This window comes from Serratia sp. T13T92, assembly GCF_047530105.1.
GTDB lineage: Bacteria > Pseudomonadota > Gammaproteobacteria > Enterobacterales > Enterobacteriaceae > Chania > Chania fonticola.
The window spans coordinates 33958-52914 of record NZ_JBLJAK010000020.1 but is presented as its reverse complement, the minus strand read 5'-3'; the positions used below and the strand labels follow the sequence as shown (position 1 = coordinate 52914).

At 55.5% G+C, this 18957-nt stretch carries 15 protein-coding genes; 6 read left to right on the top strand and 9 right to left on the bottom strand.

Annotated features, from left to right (window positions below; translation table 11 throughout):
* Positions 1-6: 6 nt before the first annotated feature.
* The 8 genes from nit1 to csrD form a co-directional block, all read right to left on the bottom strand.
* Positions 7-864, bottom strand: a complete 858-nt coding sequence (gene nit1 / locus ACMV5I_RS18135) for a deaminated glutathione amidase (RefSeq protein ID WP_024483769.1) — start codon at positions 862-864, stop codon at positions 7-9.
* Positions 861-4673, bottom strand: coding sequence for an AsmA2 domain-containing protein YhdP (gene yhdP / locus ACMV5I_RS18130; protein WP_414824987.1), 3813 nt, complete (start codon positions 4671-4673; stop codon positions 861-863). The genes nit1 and yhdP overlap by 4 nt, the downstream gene beginning before the upstream one ends.
* Before the next feature lie 213 nt (positions 4674-4886).
* Positions 4887-6356: a ribonuclease G gene (gene rng / locus ACMV5I_RS18125; RefSeq protein WP_021180761.1), complete on the bottom strand. Its 1470-nt coding sequence runs from the start codon at positions 6354-6356 to the stop codon at positions 4887-4889.
* 86 nt (positions 6357-6442) lie between these two features.
* Positions 6443-7027 carry a Maf family protein gene (locus tag ACMV5I_RS18120; RefSeq protein WP_024483771.1) on the bottom strand — a complete coding sequence of 195 codons (585 nt, stop codon included), beginning with the start codon at positions 7025-7027 and terminating at the stop codon, positions 6443-6445.
* 10 nt (positions 7028-7037) lie between these two features.
* Entirely contained in the window at positions 7038-7526 is a 489-nt protein-coding gene (gene mreD / locus ACMV5I_RS18115) for a rod shape-determining protein MreD (protein WP_024483772.1), read from the bottom strand.
* Positions 7523-8515 carry a rod shape-determining protein MreC gene (mreC, locus tag ACMV5I_RS18110; RefSeq protein WP_024527964.1) on the bottom strand — a complete coding sequence of 331 codons (993 nt, stop codon included), beginning with the start codon at positions 8513-8515 and terminating at the stop codon, positions 7523-7525. Before mreC ends, mreD begins: the two co-directional genes overlap by 4 nt.
* A gap of 96 nt (positions 8516-8611) precedes the next feature.
* Complete coding sequence (gene mreB, locus ACMV5I_RS18105; RefSeq protein WP_021180765.1) at positions 8612-9655, bottom strand: rod shape-determining protein MreB; 1044 nt, start codon at positions 9653-9655, stop codon at positions 8612-8614.
* A 322-nt stretch (positions 9656-9977) separates the two neighbouring features.
* Positions 9978-11909 carry an RNase E specificity factor CsrD gene (gene csrD, locus ACMV5I_RS18100; protein ID WP_261289060.1) on the bottom strand — a complete coding sequence of 644 codons (1932 nt, stop codon included), beginning with the start codon at positions 11907-11909 and terminating at the stop codon, positions 9978-9980.
* A gap of 295 nt (positions 11910-12204) precedes the next feature.
* Between csrD and ACMV5I_RS18095 the strand changes: the two genes are divergently transcribed.
* The 6 genes from ACMV5I_RS18095 (at position 12205) to accC (ending at position 17518) form a co-directional block, all read left to right on the top strand.
* On the top strand, positions 12205-13185 hold the full coding sequence (locus ACMV5I_RS18095) for an MDR family oxidoreductase (RefSeq protein ID WP_121607970.1): 981 nt from the start codon (positions 12205-12207) through the stop codon (positions 13183-13185).
* Between the two features lie 135 nt (positions 13186-13320).
* Positions 13321-14322 carry a protein-methionine-sulfoxide reductase catalytic subunit MsrP gene (gene msrP / locus ACMV5I_RS18090; RefSeq protein ID WP_414824986.1) on the top strand — a complete coding sequence of 334 codons (1002 nt, stop codon included), beginning with the start codon at positions 13321-13323 and terminating at the stop codon, positions 14320-14322.
* Entirely contained in the window at positions 14323-14931 is a 609-nt protein-coding gene (msrQ, locus tag ACMV5I_RS18085) for a protein-methionine-sulfoxide reductase heme-binding subunit MsrQ (RefSeq protein WP_174333702.1), read from the top strand.
* 276 nt (positions 14932-15207) lie between these two features.
* The gene (aroQ, locus tag ACMV5I_RS18080; RefSeq protein WP_024483777.1) at positions 15208-15660 is read left to right on the top strand and encodes a type II 3-dehydroquinate dehydratase; all 453 of its coding nucleotides are present in this window, start codon (positions 15208-15210) and stop codon (positions 15658-15660) included.
* A gap of 32 nt (positions 15661-15692) precedes the next feature.
* Positions 15693-16157, top strand: a complete 465-nt coding sequence (accB, locus tag ACMV5I_RS18075; RefSeq protein WP_024483778.1) for an acetyl-CoA carboxylase biotin carboxyl carrier protein — start codon at positions 15693-15695, stop codon at positions 16155-16157.
* 11 nt (positions 16158-16168) lie between these two features.
* A complete protein-coding gene (gene accC / locus ACMV5I_RS18070; protein WP_024483779.1) occupies positions 16169-17518 on the top strand; it encodes an acetyl-CoA carboxylase biotin carboxylase subunit in 1350 nt (449 codons plus the stop codon).
* Between the two features lie 86 nt (positions 17519-17604).
* Here accC and gatZ read toward each other — a convergent pair whose 3' ends face one another.
* Positions 17605-18894, bottom strand: coding sequence for a tagatose-bisphosphate aldolase subunit GatZ (gene gatZ / locus ACMV5I_RS18065; protein WP_414824985.1), 1290 nt, complete (start codon positions 18892-18894; stop codon positions 17605-17607).
* Positions 18895-18957 lie beyond the last annotated feature (63 nt).

Sequence of the window (18957 nt, the reverse complement as noted above, 5' to 3'; positions counted from 1 at the left end):
ATTTTTTCACTCTTTATTGGAGGAGTTTTCAACCGGCGCAATCAGCGTCGGCTGGAATCGATTGTGCTGCATCACCGGCATCTGTTTGCGGATGGTATGCAACTTGCCGGTATCCACGCGCACTTTCAGCGCGGAGACCGCGTCGGGGTTTTCTGCCAGCACATTGCCCCAGCTGTCTACCACCATGGAATGTCCCCAGGTGCGGCGGGTGGCCCCGTGACGACCTACCTGCGCAGGAGCCAGGATCACACACTGGTTCTCGATAGCGCGGGCACGCAGCAAAATCTCCCAGTGTGCCTCACCGGTCACGCGGGTAAATGCGGCGGGCACCGAGATCAGTTCCGCACCTTGCGCACGCAGCGCCTGATACAGGCCAGGGAAGCGCAGGTCGTAGCATATCGTCATGCCCAAGCGGCCAACCGGCGTATCGACCACCGTTAATTGCTGGCCATGCTGATAGGTATCCGACTCGCGGTAATGGGCATGGATATCATTGATATCCACGTCGAACATGTGCAGTTTGTCGTAACGGCCACGGATTTCGCCCTGATCGTCAAACAGTAGGCTGCTGGTGGTGATGCGTGTCGGATCTTCGCGGCTGATCAATGGCATAGAGCCAACCAGCAACCATACCCCATAACGGCGAGCCATATCACGTACCGCCTGCTGCAGCGGCCCGTGCCCCTCCGTTTCCGCATGTTCACGGTAGGCGGCCGAGTTGGCAAACAGTAAGGCGTTCTCCGGAGTCATCACCAGTTTTATCCCGGGATTGAGCTGCTTGATCTGCTGCTCAATCTGGGCCAGGTTGTCCCGTATCTGCTCACCGCTACACAGCTGTAATAACGCAACGTTAGCATTTTTCATGGCGATTTATCCTCTTTTGGCTTACGCAACACCTCATGAATACTTGGGTGGTCCAGGCTACCGGTAATGTCATAGCGGATAAACGAGATCTTGCTCCACAACGGCCCCAGCACTTTCGAGGCCGCAAACACCGCCGCCCCCACAATCGGGTTGATCACAAACGCGGTCGCCACGCCGACTGTCGCCGAGATCTCTGGCGCTATCACGGCCTGCATATCAATCTGGCGTTTCACCAGGTCGATCTGGCCGCTCATGGCGATATCCGCCGCCAGCCCATCCACCAAAAAGTTATCTGTATGCATTATGCCATCTTTCGCCCAGATAGTGCCGCGTATGGAGTCAAAGTAAAATCCATTACCGAAAGTATCACGGAAGTCGAACTGTAATTTACGCAGCAGGGCATCAAAGCTGACCAGGCGTAACAACTGCCCAGCCCGGCCACCACCGACGTTATCAATCTCGCCTTTGCCCAGATCGACCTTCATGGTGCCATTGAGCGTGTTGATCTGCGGTTTCCATGGCTGCCCATGCCAGTGCAGATCAAAATCGATATCGTAGGGTGCGTCTTTTAATGGAATGATCACGCCGAAGAAACTGGCGGTACGATCGATTTTGCTGCCCAGCAGTTTGCCCTTTAACGCACTGCGCTCTTCCTGAGCGTTCTGTTTCCACAGGCCGGTGGCACTCATACGGCCATAGCCGGTGTCCACCAAGCCATGGCTTAGCACCAGCGAGTCACCCTCACGTTTGAGATCGGCCTCAACCGTGCCAAGATTTTGCCCCATCATCCAGCAGGATTTACAACGCAACATCAGCGAAGGCCAATCCTGGAACGAGATCCGCTCCTTCGAGTCCAACGGGTTGGTTCCGCCAGCACTACCGTCGCCGCTGGCAAACTGCGGGTTGTAGTAAAGATAGCCGAGATCCGCGCGCCACACGCCCTTATCCGGCATCGACAGGCTACCATCAATCTCTTTACCCTTGGCGGTAACGGTCGTTCCCGCCAACTGCTGCACGACCGCCAGCTGAAGGTTATGCCACGCCTGTCCGCCCAGCGTCAGCTGTGGGGTTTCGAGCGTTACGCTGGTTGGGAACACAAAGTTGCCCACCTTGCCTGCACCGCTGCTTTGCTTCATCGCCGGTGCCAATAGCCCCAGCCATTGCTCGCCATCCAGCGCGGGCAGATTGAGCACCAGGGATTTATCTTTGGGTAACGTTGGGGTAGCGAAACCACCGGTTTTCCAGGCGGCACGTGCCAGCGTCACCTGCTGTTTGGCCAGCAGCCATTCGCTGTTGAAGTGGTTTTGCTTGCCCGCACTGCCATTGAGCATAAATCCTTGCAGGCCGCCATTCACTTTTACGCTAACCGGTAACGCTTCCCCTGCGGCTTTATTCAGGGGAGAAGGTAAGTGACTGCTTACTTTTTTCAGATCGGCATTCACACCTATCTCATAGTTCGGCTCGCCTTTATGCGGCAGGTTGATCGCCACTTTACCCTGCCAGGCCGCGCTGCCTGCCAGCTTTTTGGCAAACTCTGGCGGCAGGCCTTCAACCTTGGCCGGTTGCCAATCGCCTTTCAGCCCAACGTTAACCTTATAATCCTGTTTGCCTTCCAGCGTATCGAAGTTGACCGTCAGCGGCTGCCCAAACCAGTTGGCCGTCAGGGTATCGCTCTGCAGGTTGCCGTTGTCGAAACGGAACTTGCCGCTCACTCTCTCTAGCTGGCTCTCCAGCGGCTTGACCAACAGCGAGTTGTTATTCAGCGTCACTTCACCGCTGGCGTTAACAAGCTCACCGTCCAACGGAATATTCAGATGTAAGCGCCCACTTACATTGCCACCCACCTGCAGCTCATCTAATGCCGCCCCGACAGAGTCATCCAGTGGGGTCTGCATGAAATAGTCGTGGATAGCTTGCCCGGTACCCGCAACGTCGGCATCAATCAACAGGCGTTGTTTGCTATAGTCCGGAATGACGGCGCTAATGTTTCTGCCCGTCGCATTGCCCAGTTTGGTTTGCGGCGCATTCATCCACAGGCCATTGTTGGCAAAGTCGAGGTCGATCGCCAGATCGTCCAGCGCTGGCCATTCCGGCTGGAACTGGAAGGTAGCGTGGCGTAGTGGGACAAACACCTGAAACTGCCCTTCGTTCTTCTCATACGGGAAGTGCTGTGGATCGCCCGCATAAATCAGGGAAGCATTATCAACCTGCCCACCCAGGATCGCTTCGCTGAGGTAATCCACCAAATGTTTACCCATCAGCGGTTCAGGGAAATAACGCCAGGCATCGCCGGCATCATACAAACGGATGCCAGCCAGAATATCCAGCCAAGGCTCGCCATTGGCCGGTTGCTGATAGCGGAAATCACCGTTAATCCACAGGGATTTGGCCTGTACATCCAGACTTTGACTTGCCAATTGCCAGCCTTGAGCGTTGTTTTGCCAGGTCAACGCCCCGCTCGCACGGCCGATCTCCAACGGTGCCCGGAACATATCGCCATAAGGCAGCGTGCTGTTGTTCAGCCCCAGCGTCAGACGGCCGTTTTCCACGCCCCCGGTTAACGCGCCGGAAAAGTGATCGACGCCCGGCAACAATTTCCAGTGTTGCCAGCTCAGATCCTGCCACCACGCCTGAAAACGGGTTTTTTCCGGCTGTTGCAGCGGGATATCCAGCGCCAACGCCCTGAGCATGCCGCGAGGTTGTAAGTCTTTCCAGTGCTCCAGCACTTCCGGGCTGAGGAACGAGAAAGTAGGCAGTAACGCTTCCAACCGTTCCAGCTGGATGCCGGTAGCGCGGATACGCAGTTCTTCACTCTGGTTTGGCCCGATAAATTGGGTATTTTCCGGCAACCACAGCGCAGTAAGGGTTCCCGGTGCCCAGGCTTGGCCATCGGTTTTCAGGTTCAGGGCTGGCACATGCACCTGCCAGCCGTTGCCCTCACGGCTCAGTGCCAGCGCCAGATTATCGACGTCCAGCCGGTGTTGATCGCCACCCGCCGACCAACTGGCGGTGCCTTTATTAAGCAGGGCATTACCGCTGTAGATTGCACCATTCTTGATATTGAGCCAGGCGGCCAGGCTGAAATCGGCGCTTTCGAGACCGGTATTGGTTTGCAGCCAGCGGCTGAACCAGGGCTTCATGTCGATCTCATCGGCCTGCATATAAATGGTGCCGGTGTTGAGCAACCCCTGCTCATCCCGCAGATCCAGGCGTAGCTGGACCGCACCGTGCTGGCCATTCAGGCTGGTCAGGCTGATTTGACCTTCTGCGCGGTGGCGGTTTTGGCTGTTGAGCCAGGTCATTTGCGGGATGTGGAATTCAGCACGCGAGCCTGATGGGGTAAGGAACGAGAGGCGGCTGTTGCGCAGATCAAAGTGATCCAATTGATACAGGAACAGATCGCTGACCCCGTTCGGGGTAAGGCCATTTCCATTACTGCCTTCACCCCCGAGCGTCGTGTTAAGATCGAGCTGCAGTTGATAGAAGGTGAGATCGCGGAACTGCCAGCGCCAATGCAGCAGGGATTGCCACACGTCCAGCGCCAGCGTGACGCGCTCGATCTGGATCGTGCTTTTTGGCAGGGCCAAACGGATGTTGCGGGCTTCCAGCGTTGGGCCAAAGGTTTCCCAACTGCCCTGGACATAGTCGGCTTCGACGGGCACCCCGGCGATCGCCTGCACCTTCTCCAGCAATTGCGGGCGATAGTGGTTAAGCTCAGGCAGCACCAGACGCAACCCGCTGATCAGCAACGCCACAACAACTATCAAAATGGCGCCTGTGGCTAACAGGATCCCGGGCAGTCGCCTCACGCATTTCTCCTTAATGACCAAATATATAACCTAACGCTTGTGCCCCTCACCCTAACCCTCTCCCACAGGGAGAGGGGACCGATCGAGTTCGTTATCAGTTGCAGAAATTTACCTGACCATCACAGATTATTAAGCCACATCAAGAACACCATACTTAACCACGACACCGTACCAGCTCCCTCTCCCCATGGGAGAGGGTTGGGGTGAGGGGTATTACATCATCACAACGTCAAACTGTTCCTGGCTGTATAAAGGTTCGATCTGCACCTTGACCTGTTTACCAACGAAAATTTCCACTTCCGCCAGCGCGTGTGACTCTTCACTTTTCAGCGCTTCACCCACGGCCGCAGATGCATAGACCAGGAAACGATCGGAATCGTAAGCATGATGCACGCGCACGATCTCACGCATAATCTCATAGCAGACGGTTTCCACCGTTTTCACCGTTCCGCGCCCTTGGCAGGTCGGGCAGTCGTTACACAGCACATGCTCAATACTTTCACGCGTGCGTTTACGCGTCATCTCCACTAATCCTAGCTGAGAGAAACCGTTGATTGTGGTTTTTACCCGATCTTTACTCAGCGCCAGCTCCAACGAGTGCAATACCCGGCGGCGGTGTTCATCATTGTTCATATCGATAAAATCAATGATGATGATGCCGCCCAGGTTGCGCAGCCGCAGTTGGCGGGCAATGGCCTGCGTCGCTTCGATGTTGGTATTGAAGATGGTCTCATCAAGATTGCGGTGGCCAACAAAGGCCCCGGTGTTGATATCCACGGTGGTCATGGCTTCGGTTTGATCGATGATCAGGTAACCGCCGGACTTCAATTCAACCTTGCGCTCCAGCGCGCGCTGGATCTCGTTCTCGACGTCGTACAGATCGAAGATCGGCTGGCTGCCGGTATACAGCTCCAGCTTATTGGTGATATCCGGGATGTACTCGCCGGTAAATTCCACCAGTTGGTCATGCGTCAGGCGTGAATCGACGCGGATACGATCCAGCGCCGCCCCGGCAAAGTCGCGCAGGATACGGTGCGCCAACGCCAGTTCGCCATACAGTTTGTACTTGGTCTGGTTACGCTTTTTGCGCTCCATGACCTTGGTCCACAAGCGCTTGAGGAAGGCGGCATCCTGCGCCAGCTCTTCTTCGCCGATCCCTTCCGCCGCGGTGCGGATGATAAAGCCGCCCAGATCGTCGCAATATCCCGCCACGGCGCGCTTAAGACGCTCGCGTTCGGCTTCGCTTTCAATGCGTTGGGAAACCCCCACGTGTGCTGCGCCCGGCATAAAGACCAGGTAGCGCGAAGGTAGAGTGATATCGGTAGTGAGGCGTGCGCCCTTGGTGCCAAGCGGATCTTTTACCACCTGAACCATCAGGTCCTGCCCCTGACGTACCAGTTCGGCGATATCACGCACGGAGAAATTCTTTTGTTCATCACCGGCAACACACTCGGTGTGCGGCATGATATCGGAGGCGTGCAGGAAGGCCGCTTTATCCAGGCCAATATCGACAAAGGCCGCCTGCATGCCGGGTAACACGCGGCTGACACGCCCTTTGTAGATATTGCCCACGATGCCACGCTTGGCTTCGCGCTCAATATGGATCTCTTGCAGAATGCCGCCGTCAATATAGGCAACCCGCGTTTCCGACGGCGTAATATTTACCAGTAGCTCAGCTGTCATGCTTTCTCCTCAGAGCCGGTGTAGCGCCTGCCCCTTATCTTTCCTGTGCTCACGCTATGGCGGCGACGGGAAATCTAGTGGTGGCATCAACCGGTTCTTACCTCTCGTAATGCGACAAAATGACTGAGCAGCTCATGTGTTTCGACCAGCGGCAACCCCATCACCGCATGATAACTTCCGGTTATCGTTCTGACGAAACAACCACCCTTGCCTTGAATTCCGTAAGCGCCCGCTTTATCCATCGGTTCGCCCGTGGCGATATAGTCGCAGATATCCTGTGGTGACAGGTTGCGGAAGGTCACGTCGGTGACCACCAACTGGCATAAAACGCCCTGTTTATCGGCGATCGCCACGGCGGTCATCACCTGATGCTGTTTGCCGGACAAGGCTGCCAGCATCTGCGCCGCATGCTCTTCATCCCGTGGTTTTTCCAACACCTGGCCGTTCAACACCACGATAGTATCTGCCCCCAGCACAGGCCAATCCTGTTGCGCCAGGGATACACCCGCCCTGGCCTTATCCTGCGCCAGACGGCGAACGTAATTTTCCGCCGCTTCCCCTTCCTGCCGCTGCTCTTCAGTATGCGTCAGAATGACTTCGAACGGTACGCCGAGCAGAGTCAGCAGTTCATGACGACGGGGGGAACCGGAAGCAAGATAGAGCGAAAACATCGTTATAACCTCATTGTACGGCAAACTGACGGCGGATCTTACGCATCAGCAGGAATAACCACGGCCAAAGCACGCCGTTGACCACACTACTCCAGAACACCTCGGGGCGGAAAGAGACGTTGATCACTAAAAACTCCGCCCAGAACACCACCACGTCCATGGCCAATGATAGCAGCACAACGATCAGCGCTTGCTGCCACAGTGCCATATTGCGGAATAATTGGAATTTGAACGCGACGAGATAGGCGATGATGCCCATGGCCAGCGCACGTACGCCGAGCGTGGAACCCAGGATCAGATCCATGATCAGCCCCAGGATAAAGCCGGTGCCGACGTTAACCCGATGGGGTAACGCCATCACCCAGTAAGTGAGGATCAGCAGCAGCCAGGATGGCCGAAACATGTAGATTTGCTCCGGCCACGGCATGATTTGCAGCACTAATGCCACCAGGAATGACAGCCAGATAATCCAGCGCCCGTTGCTGCGATAGCGATTCATCGGGTTGTCCCCACCGGTGGCGGCTGAACGGTACCGGTAGCGGGAGCGGGCAGCGGAGCCGGTGGGCCCATGGCATCAGCCGGTGGCAATACCTGCGGCATCATCTGCATCAGGCGTTCATTGGCAACGCGATGGACTTCTTCCGGCGGCAGCGGCATGGTGCCGTTGCGATCGGCACCCCATAGTAACAACAGATAGCGCAAGCGTTGCAGACCAGCGGTTGGCCGCGCCTGGATCACGGTATAGGCGCGTTGGTTATCCACTTTTACCGAGGACACCACAGCTACCGGATACCCTTCAGGGAAGCGACCACCCAAACCGGAGGTGACCAGCACATCCCCGACGCGGATATCGGTATTGCCCGGCAAATGTTCCAGCTGCAGGTCATCCGTACAGCCACTGCCTGCGGCAATCACCCGGATATCATTGCGCAATACCTGGATCGGCAACGCATGGGAAGCATCACAGATCAGCAGGACGCGGCTGGTCATTTTAGCCACCGCCACCACCTGCCCGACCACGCCTTTATCACTGATAACCGGCTGGCCTTCATAAACCCCGTTGTCCGACCCTTTATCAATCACTACTTGATCGCTATAGGGGTCTGAACCGGTGGAGATCACCTGAGTGACCATTTTGTGTTCGTCTTGGCGCAACGGCGAGCCCAGCAGCTCACGCAAACGGGCATTTTCCTGTTTGAATTGGCCAAGAAGAAGATTATCGCTGTTTTTGAGTAACAGTTCCTGCCGCAGAGCACGGTTTTCCAGCTCTAGCTGTTGGCGGGTAGCCAGCGTTTCCGATACGCTGTCCAAAACTTTACGCGGCCCATTAGCCAAGAAGTAAAAAGGGCTGACGGCGGTGTCCATGTAGTTTCGTATTTTAACGAACGTACCGAGCCGGCTGTCGGCAACGATCAGTGCAATCGCCACGATCACTGCCAGGAAAAGTCGTAGTTGCAGGGAAGGCCCCCTGCTAAAAATCGGCTTCATAAATTATGCACGTTCCTCGACAACAGAAAGAGGAACGCACCAGATGCCAGGTTAATGCCGTCATCCGCTACGATCCCTCCATTCTGGGGCTGCTCACTATTCTTCGCTGAACAAATCGCCGCCATGCATGTCGATCATTTCCAACGCCTTGCCACCACCGCGAGCCACACAGGTGAGAGGATCTTCAGCCACCACGACCGGGATACCGGTCTCTTCCATCAGCAGGCGATCCAGGTTACGCAGCAATGCGCCACCACCGGTCAGCACCATACCGCGTTCGGAGATGTCGGAAGCCAGTTCCGGCGGGCACTGTTCCAGCGCAACCATGACCGCGCTGACGATGCCGGTCAGAGGTTCCTGCAAAGCTTCGAGAATTTCATTGGAGTTCATGGTGAAACCACGCGGCACACCTTCTGCCAGGTTACGGCCACGCACTTCAATTTCACGCACTTCGTCATCCGGATAGGCCGAGCCGATGCCGTGCTTGATACGTTCTGCAGTAGCTTCACCGATCAGTGAACCGTAGTTACGGCGCACGTAATTAATGATGGCTTCGTCAAAGCGGTCGCCGCCGATACGCACGGAAGAGGAGTACACCACGCCGTTAAGCGAGATCACCGCCACTTCAGTGGTACCACCACCGATATCAACCACCATGGAGCCAGTGGCTTCCGATACTGGCAGACCCGCACCGATCGCCGCAGCCATAGGCTCTTCAATCAGGAAGACTTCACGCGCGCCTGCACCCTGAGCGGACTCACGGATCGCACGGCGTTCAACCTGGGTGGCACCAACAGGTACGCAAACCAGTACGCGCGGGCTAGGGCGCATAAAGCTGTTGCTGTGAACCTGCTTGATGAAATGCTGCAGCATTTTTTCGGTGACAAAGAAGTCGGCGATCACGCCGTCTTTCATTGGGCGAATAGCAGCGATATTGCCAGGCGTACGCCCCAGCATTTGCTTGGCGTCATGACCTACGGCCGCAACGCTCTTGGGTGAGCCGGCACGATCCTGACGAATGGCAACCACCGACGGTTCATTCAGTACAATGCCTTGTCCTTTAACATAAATCAGGGTATTGGCGGTACCCAAGTCGATGGACAAGTCATTAGAAAACATGCCACGAAATTTCTTAAACATAACGAAAGGATAATCCTGCAAGCTGGGGGCGGAAAATAAAATCCGCCTACTTTACCAACCACACGAAGCAGCGACAAGGCGCAAAAACGTCCTACTTCGGTGAAAATTAGTCTGCGTTATTTGTGACCGAATGCACGGAAAGCGAATGGGGCCTGATATCCCTCAACAAAGGCTCAGCTAGCCACCAAATCAACGTACCAAACGGCAGTAACACAGCTCATAAAATCTAACATTTTTCCTGATTGTCACCGGTGGTAAGCACCTACTGACGCCCACAGGAAAAGACGGGCCATTCTACGTTAATTTTTGCCCGGTCATCAGGTTAAACACGATATCGACGCGAATATTTTTTGCGAGCTATATCGATCGGCTCTGGCGAAGCGAAAAAGTCCCCCTGCCCACCTAGGATCCCGCGCTCTTTCAGCGTCTGCCATTCGTTGCGCGTACGCACGCTGGCGGCAAAAACCTTCGCTTGAGTGCCTTCGCAGGCACCGGTCAGGCTCTGAACGAACAGCTGATTCTCATCCCGCCGGTCAATACTCCGTACCAACCCTGGGTGAAGCTTGACGATCTCCACCGGTAACGACTTGATATAAGAGGTACTCACCACCGTCAACCCGGCCTGAGAAACCGCCAGACGACAGCCCAATCCGGTCAGCAATCGCAGCACCGGACGCAAACGGTCGATATGTTGACACACATCTGCCTCTGCAAGTTCAATCAGAATTCGCCTGCGGTGACTTTTTTCACACTGTAACAGGGTATCGCGCAGCCAACGTTGAAAACTGCGCTGCAATAATGAATCAACGCATAGTGGAAACGCCAGCGTCTCTTCCGGCCACAGTGCCAATAAAGGAATAATCCGATTCATCTGCTGGCGGTCATAACTTTCCGCCAAGCCAAGTTGATTGACCAGCGGCATATACTCGGCAGGCAACAGTTCCTGTGCACCATCATAAATCCGGCTCATGATTTCGCGGTGATGCACATCACCTTCCACCGTCACCGCCGGCTTTTGATATAAACGAGGGCCGCCGCGCGCCAGCACCTGTTCAAGCAGCGTACGCCATTTAACGCTGCCGCGCCCTTTCTCTGGCACATCGCTATCATAGACATACCAGCCGTTTTCGCCTTGCAGTACGGCGTGGCGGGTCGCCTGTTCGGCGTAATCGATGATTTCTTCCGTGGTCTGCCCGCTGCGGTAGGCCACAATACCGATATGCAGGAACGCCTCACGGTCAATCAGCGCCGTTGAGGGCAAGGAGTCGATCGCGTTGACCAGCTGCGCCGCGATGCCGTCCGCTTCTTTCAGCGTGCGGTGTGGTAGCAGAACGGTAAAATCACTGTGGAAGTAACGGGCCAGTAAGGCGGCAGGATAGCGCATGACAAAAGTGGACAGCAGGTTGACCAACGAATACATCAGCTCCTGCACCGCTGCATTGCCGTGAATTTCACGCAGGGTATCGAAATCTGGCAGGCGCACCATCATGACGATGCCGTGTGACCCGACATCTTCCAGTTGAGTAGTGAGCTGGTTATCAAAGAACAGCCGGTTATTGAGGCCGGTTTTGGCATCCTGAGCGGCAAAAGCACGGATCAGGGTATCTACCCGGCTACGCTCCTCACGTGCTTCGGCCAAATCGGCCAGCAGGCGATCCAACGCACCGCTGACGCTGGCGGGCCATTCGCGAACGTCTCCCTTCAGCACCTGTTCACGCTCGCCGTTGAGAATGCGCCGCGCTCGGCGTTCCAGGCGATCTTCACCTACCGCCTGTTCACGCAGCCAGCGTAAGCTGAACAGCAGGATCACCACCATGATGACGATCGACAGCGTGACCGCCGCCGTGGACTGCAAGGAACGCACGTCGCTGGCGAACGGATCGAGGTAGGTGACATTTACCCGGGTGCCGGGGTGATGCATCATGGTTAACGAGGTTTGGCGGTAGCCAGCCAGCGATGCCCAAGGGGCTTTGATGGTCGGCAGGCTGTAGGAGAAAAGGTTGCTGGTTTCGGTATCGACATGAATCGCAACGATGCCTAGCGGCCGCATCACCAAGGGCAGCCAGTTATCCTGAGCCTGCAGAGGTTGAAGCAGCATTGCCTGATCGATGGAAGTGGCCAGGGCTTCAAAACGGCGCTCTAGGCGCTCCTGGGTCACGTAAAAGAAACTGTATGAACACCCCATCAGCATCAAGAACATAGCCAATGCGACGAGCAGGGTGATTAGAGCAGAGAGTTTGGTTGTAAATCTCATCCCTGTGCCTTCTGCGCGATGATAAAATGAAGAGCCACCTTTTGATGTGCCAAGGCCCCGTTCCTGCTCGATTGAAAACAACGCAATACCCTGATATTAAAAATCATGAAGCGACTTCAATTTCTTTGCCAAGCATCAGGTTAGCTTTACAAAGCTATCAAGCCTGGTCGACGAAGAAAACCATTAAGCACTCTTTTTTTGTCCTTTATCAGGACAGGCTTTTTTATTATGCATATAGTCAGACAATACTGAACCAAACATTCATATGATATATGAAAAAACGGGGAACAATGACATGCGCGTATTATTATTGGAGCAAGCTGGCGAAAAAACCCTGGCACAAGTCAAGAATATTGATAGTGAGCAGTTGCCAGAGGGGGATGTGACGGTCGACGTCAACTGGTCCAGCCTCAACTATAAGGATGCCCTGGCGATCACCGGCACGGGGAAAATCATTCGTCACTTCCCAATGGTGCCTGGTATCGATTTTGCTGGCCTGGTACACAGCAGCAAAGATCCGCGTTTTAAACCAGGCCAGAGCGTAGTGCTCACCGGCTGGGGCGTTGGCGAAAATCACTGGGGCGGGTTGGGCGAGCAAGCCCGCGTTAGCGGCGAATGGTTGGTACCACTGCCAAAAGGGCTGTGTGAACGCAAAGCGATGATCCTCGGCACCGCCGGTTTTACCGCCATGCTGTGCGTGATGGCACTGGAAGAAGGCGGAGTGAAACCGGAGGACGGCGACGTTCTGGTCACCGGAGCCAGCGGCGGCGTGGGGAGCACGGCGGTCGCCCTACTGTCCGCTCTTGGCTATAGCGTCACCGCCATCAGCGGGCGCGACAGCAATACCGACTATCTGAAATCCCTCGGTGCCAAAACCGTGCTGCCCCGCAGCGAGTATATTGAAACACCGCGCCCGCTGGAGAAACAGCTGTGGGCCGGCGCCATCGACACCGTCGGCGACAAATTGCTGGCTCGCGTGCTGGCGCAGATGAATTACAACGGCACCGTTGCCGCCTGCGGCTTGGCGGGAGGCTACCAGTTGCCGACTACCGTGATGCCGTTTATCTTGCGTAACGTGCGTCTGCAAGGCGTTGATTCTGTGCTCACGCCGCTGCATCGTCGCCAAACCGCATGGGAACGTCTGGCCGGTATTCTGCCAGAAAGTTTCTATGAACAAGCCACCCAGGAAATTCAGCTGGAAGACGTGCCTGCCGCGGCTACCGCGCTGATGAACAATCAGATCACTGGCCGCACCCTGGTAAAAATCCGTTCATAATCTGTGGGGCGCCGCATTCGGCGCCTGCTTTTTCCCCACAAGAAATTACCTCCTGTTTACCTCTCTTTACATCCACCCTCTCGCAGAAAGTTGGCTTTCACGCCATGCTTACACCATCACTTGCGGAGAAAAAAAATGAAACAACAGCGAAAACTGACCGAAGCCGATGTCACGCCAGAAAGCGTGTTCTATCAGCGGCGCAAGGTGCTCCAGGCGCTAGGGATCACGGCAGCCTCGCTGGCTTTGCCCATCCAGGCACAGGCCGACTTGCTTTCCTGGTTCAAAGGTAACGATCGGCCCCCGGCTCCAGCAGGCAAACCGCTAGACTTCAGCAAGCCAGAAGCCTGGCAAGCCAAGCTGGAGCTGACGCCGGAAGAAAAAGTCATGGGGTACAATAATTTCTACGAGTTTGGCCTGGATAAGGCCGATCCCGCGGCCAACGCAGGCTCACTGAAAACGACGGACTGGAAGGTGAAAATCGACGGTGAAGTCGGCAAGTCCATCACGCTGGATATCGACGATTTACTCAAGCGATTCCCGCTGGAGCAACGCATTTATCGCATGCGCTGCGTCGAGGCCTGGTCGATGGTGGTGCCGTGGATCGGCTTTGAACTGGGCAAACTGCTTAAGCTGGCCGAGCCCAACAGCAACGCGCGCTACGTGGCTTTTCAAACGCTGTACGATCCAGAACAGATGCCCGGCCAGAAAGATCGCTTTATTGGCGGTGGCCTCAAGTATCCCTATGTCGAAGGTTTGCGCCTTGATGAAGCCATGCATCCACTGGCTCTGTTGACCGTGGGCGTGTATGGCAAGATGCTGCCACCGCAAAACGGTGCTCCGGTGCGCCTGATCACTCCATGGAAGTACGGCTTCAAAGGCATCAAGTCTATCGTGCAGATCACCCTGACCCGCGAACAACCGCCAACCACCTGGAATCTGTCCGCTCCCAACGAATATGGTTTTTACGCCAACGTGAATCCCCATGTCGATCATCCGCGCTGGTCGCAGGCCACCGAACGCTTTATCGGTTCCGGCGGCATTCTGGATGTGAAACGTCAGCCGACACTGCTATTCAACGGTTATGCCGACCAGGTGGCTTCGCTATATCGCGGCCTCGATTTACGGGAGAACTTCTGAGTGCGCTTAACCCCCAAGCAGGTCACCTGGCTAAAAGTGGCCATCTACCTGGCGGCATTTCTGCCCTTTCTGTGGCTGGTGTTGTCTGTCGATCAGGGCTGGTTCAGCGCCGATCCGGCCAAGGATATCCAGCATTTTACCGGCAGGATGACGCTGAAGTTGCTGCTGGCCACCCTGCTCGTCACTCCATTGGCCCGCTACGCGCGCCAGCCGCTGCTGATCCGTTGCCGACGCCTGCTCGGTTTGTGGTGTTTTGCCTGGGGAACCTTGCATCTGGTAAGCTACTCGACGCTGGAACTGGGGCTGAGCAACATTGGCCTGCTGGGGCGCGAACTGGTAACTCGCCCCTATCTGACGCTAGGTATCCTCTGCTGGTTGATTTTGTTGGCTCTGGCGGCCACCTCAACGCTATGGGCACAGCGTAAATTGGGGGCCAGCTGGCAGAAGCTGCATAACTTCGTCTATCTGGTGGCGATCCTGGCACCGATCCACTACCTTTGGTCGGTAAAAACGTTGTCACCGCAGCCTTTTATTTACGCGTCGCTGGCGCTGCTGTTGTTAGCTCTGCGTTACAAGAAATTCCGCTCATGGTGGCGTAAACCGCGCTAAATCCGGCAAGATTGGCGATAAAAATCCCCTGGAGGGGCGCGGAACTTTTCTGTGTTCTACCCCTCATAATCCAATAGCGGCACTTGGTGTTTGCTGATTTAGGGTTGAATATCTTCGCTGATAAGACCAGTATTTAGCTGCGAATTGCCACGATATCGTTATAATGCCCGACCTTGAACCTGTCGCTGCAGCAAAATCTGCGCGTAACAGGTGACAAATCGGTGACATCGGGTTATTTTCTACGATGATGGTTTTATTGCCGGAGATACCAGCACAATGGCGGATAAGTTTCACATTTTGCTTCTGAACGGCCCCAATCTCAATCTGCTGGGGACGCGTGAGCCGGAAAAGTACGGCAGCGCTACGCTGGCAGAGATTGTTAACGGATTGGAAAACCAGGCGCTCGCGCTAGATATCACCCTGAGTCATCTGCAGTCCAATGCCGAGCATGCGCTCATCGATCGCATTCATCAGGCACGCGGCAATACGGATTTTATCCTGATTAACGCTGCCGCGTTCACGCACACCAGCGTGGCGTTGCGCGATGCACTGTTGGCAGTACAGATCCCGTTTATCGAGATCCACCTGTCCAACGTGTACGCTCGTGAGCCTTTCCGTCATCACTCCTACCTGTCTGATATCGCGGTAGGCGTGATCTGTGGCCTCGGCGCGGATGGCTACACATTTGCTTTACAGGCAGCGGTTCGCCGTTTGTCAAAAACCCACTAATTGCTACACAAAAAGAGTACGGAATCACACTCATGGATATTCGTAAAATCAAGAAACTGATCGAACTGGTTGAAGAATCAGGCATTTCTGAACTGGAAATCTCTGAAGGCGAAGAGTCGGTTCGCATCAGCCGTGCCGCACCGGTGCAGGCTTACCCAATGATGCAACAGTACGCAATGCCAGCCCAGCAGCAGCAACCTGCTCTGGCCAACGCCGTTGCCCCTGCTGCCGCAGAAACCCCAGCAGCACCAGCGGCCATGAGTGGCCATATCGTTCGTTCACCAATGGTAGGGACCTTCTACCGCACCCCAAGCCCGGACGCGAAAGCCTTCGTGGAAGTGGGCCAGAAAGTGAACGCCGGTGATACTCTGTGCATCGTTGAAGCCATGAAAATGATGAACCAGATTGAAGCGGACAAATCCGGTGTGGTTAAAGCGATCCTGGTAGAAAACGGCCAACCGGTTGAATTTGACGAGCCACTGGTCGTCATCGAATAACGAGGCGCACCATGCTAGATAAAATTGTTATCGCCAACCGTGGCGAGATCGCGTTACGTATACTGCGCGCTTGTAAAGAACTGGGCATCAAAACCGTTGCCGTTCACTCAAGTGCCGACCGCGATCTGAAACACGTTCTACTGGCGGATGAGACCGTTTGTATCGGCCCTGCACCGTCAGTTAAAAGCTATCTGAACATCCCGGCCATCATCTCCGCCGCCGAAATTACCGGCGCCGTGGCGATCCACCCGGGTTATGGCTTCTTGTCCGAGAACGCCGACTTTGCCGAGCAGGTAGAGCGCTCTGGCTTTATCTTCATCGGCCCACGCGCCGAAACCATTCGCCTGATGGGTGACAAGGTTTCTGCCATCAGCGCGATGAAAAAAGCCGGCGTACCTTGCGTACCAGGCTCCGACGGCCCGCTGACCGATGACATGGACAAAAACCGTGCCTTCGCCAAGCGCATCGGTTATCCGGTGATCATCAAGGCTTCCGGCGGCGGCGGCGGTCGCGGCATGCGCGTTGTGCGCGGCGACAAAGATCTCGAGCAATCCATCTCCATGACCAAAGCGGAAGCCAAAGCGGCTTTCAACAACGACATGGTGTATATGGAGAAGTACCTGGAAAACCCACGCCACATCGAAATTCAGGTGTTGGCAGACGGCCAGGGCAATGCTATCTATCTGGCTGAACGTGACTGCTCCATGCAGCGCCGCCACCAGAAAGTGGTCGAAGAGGCACCAGCTCCGGGGATCACCCCAGAGCTGCGCCGCTACATCGGTGAACGCTGTTCAAAAGCCTGTGTGGAAATCGGCTACCGCGGTGCGGGTACCTTTGAGTTCCTGTATGAGAACGGCGAGTTCTATTTCATTGAAATGAACACCCGTATCCAGGTGGAACACCCGGTTACCGAAATGATCACCGGTGTGGATCTGATCAAAGAGCAGCTGCGTATCGCTGCCGGTCAGCCGCTGTCGATCAAACAGGACGAAGTGAAGGTACAAGGCCATGCGGTGGAATGCCGTATCAACGCCGAAGACCCGAACACCTTCCTACCAAGCCCAGGCAAGATCACCCGCTTCCACGCTCCTGGTGGTTTCGGCGTGCGTTGGGAATCTCATATCTACGCTGGCTATACCGTGCCGCCGTACTATGACTCCATGATTGGCAAACTGATCACCTACGGTGAAAACCGTGATGTGGCGATTGCCCGCATGAAGAACGCCCTGGCTGAGCTGATCATTGATGGCATCAAAACCAACATTGAACTGCAGCAGAAGATCATGACCGACGAAAACTTCCAGCATGGTGGCACCAACATCCACTATCTGGAGAAGAAGCTGGGTCTGCAGGAAACCTGATTATCGGTTAACGATATTGGGCTAATAAAAAACACCGCATGAGAACTTCTGCGGTGTTTTTTTATTGGGGCTTGGGTCTCGAAGCCTCAAAGCACGTTTAGCGCCTCTTCCTGCCGCTCATTACACCCATAGGCATACGCCCGCAAGACCTCCTGGATCTTGTCGATAATCAGGCTATGTGGGTCACCGGCACACTCGCCAGCCATCAGGCGCGGAAATTGCAGCGGGAAATACTGGCTCAGCATACCTAACGGAATGGTTACTCCGCTCAGGTTTGCCACCAGCTTGTCGATGGCCGCGCTGATGCGCGCCTCAGGCCAGTAATAGCGGATCCGATCGGACAAGCTGTAGTGCAAATCGATCATCGCCTTCGAATGGCGCGGATCGTAATACTTCTTCCAATACTTGGGCTCATCCTGCATCACGCTGTCGATCACCGCCAGCACGTGGCTCTGCTGTTCTGCGGCGATCAGCTCCTTCTCGATCAGCGCCAGGCTGAAGATCGCCTCACGCAGGGCAAAGGTCAGCGCCGGGCCGACTTTCAGGATCGCAAAGTGATCGCGCACCAACTGGCGGAACGCTTTCGGGGTTTGATAATCCGTAGAGTGGGCCTCAAACACCAACGGTGTTGATTCAATCATGGCGGAAAGCTGGCGCGCCTGCTCCGGCTGATAGTGGATCACCGTGGAATGGTCGAACTCGACTCCCGGTTGAACCACCAGCCCCACCACCCGCTCCATGGCCTGCTCCAAACCTAAGCGAGCAAATGCCTGCCGATGCGTCTCGATGGTCTCGGCGGCATCCTGTGGTCGCGTGACGTGTACCTGAGCGATAGCGTGGCTTTCCCCACCTGGAACCGGCACTTCCGTACCTATCACGTAGCTCAGCGCCTGCCGCTGCTCTGGGGTGGCTGCCTCTTCCGCCACCGCACATAGCCGTGCCGCACGCTCGGCCACCACCGTTGGTGGCAAAGGAACCGGATCGTCCGCGCAGGACATGGAAGCATCCAGATGAATTTTACTGAACCCGGCCTGAACGTAATCGGCAATCAGGCGTTCGGCTTTCTCCATCGCCTGCTCAGCGGGTTCATCCTGCCAGCAGTTCGGCCCAAGGTGGTCGCCCCCCAATATCAACCGTGACTGCGGGAAGCCAACCTTGGCGGCAATGGCATACACAAACTCGCGGAAATCCGCCGGTTTCATTCCGGTGTAGCCGCCAAATTGGTTCACCTGGTTGGAGGTGGCTTCAATCAATACCTTACGCTGGCTAGCCAGGTCAAAACGCAACGTGGCCTCGATCACCAACGGATGTGCCGAGCAAACCGAACAGATACCAATATGCTTGCCGCTTTTATGCTGCTGGATAATAGATTTCATACTTATGGCCTCATTTACCCGTCACCTTTCAAGTCGCAGGGTAAAGCAATGTCCTGAACTGAA

Bases quoted from the DNA above. Each gene is read 5' to 3' on its own strand.
- ACMV5I_RS18120 (WP_024483771.1), bottom strand. From the start codon at position 7,027: ATGTTTTCGCTCTATCTTGCTTCCGGTTCCCCCCGTCGTCATGAACTG.
- msrP (WP_414824986.1), top strand. From the start codon at position 13,321: ATGAAACAACAGCGAAAACTGACCGAAGCCGATGTCACGCCAGAAAGC.
- csrD (WP_261289060.1), bottom strand. From the start codon at position 11,909: ATGAGATTTACAACCAAACTCTCTGCTCTAATCACCCTGCTCGTCGCA.
- accC (WP_024483779.1), top strand. From the start codon at position 16,169: ATGCTAGATAAAATTGTTATCGCCAACCGTGGCGAGATCGCGTTACGT.
- nit1 (WP_024483769.1), bottom strand. From the start codon at position 864: ATGAAAAATGCTAACGTTGCGTTATTACAGCTGTGTAGCGGTGAGCAG.
- gatZ (WP_414824985.1), bottom strand. From the start codon at position 18,894: ATGAAATCTATTATCCAGCAGCATAAAAGCGGCAAGCATATTGGTATC.
- ACMV5I_RS18095 (WP_121607970.1), top strand. From the start codon at position 12,205: ATGCGCGTATTATTATTGGAGCAAGCTGGCGAAAAAACCCTGGCACAA.
- rng (WP_021180761.1), bottom strand. From the start codon at position 6,356: ATGACAGCTGAGCTACTGGTAAATATTACGCCGTCGGAAACGCGGGTT.
- mreC (WP_024527964.1), bottom strand. From the start codon at position 8,515: ATGAAGCCGATTTTTAGCAGGGGGCCTTCCCTGCAACTACGACTTTTC.
- mreB (WP_021180765.1), bottom strand. From the start codon at position 9,655: ATGTTTAAGAAATTTCGTGGCATGTTTTCTAATGACTTGTCCATCGAC.
- aroQ (WP_024483777.1), top strand. From the start codon at position 15,208: ATGGCGGATAAGTTTCACATTTTGCTTCTGAACGGCCCCAATCTCAAT.
- mreD (WP_024483772.1), bottom strand. From the start codon at position 7,526: ATGAATCGCTATCGCAGCAACGGGCGCTGGATTATCTGGCTGTCATTC.
- accB (WP_024483778.1), top strand. From the start codon at position 15,693: ATGGATATTCGTAAAATCAAGAAACTGATCGAACTGGTTGAAGAATCA.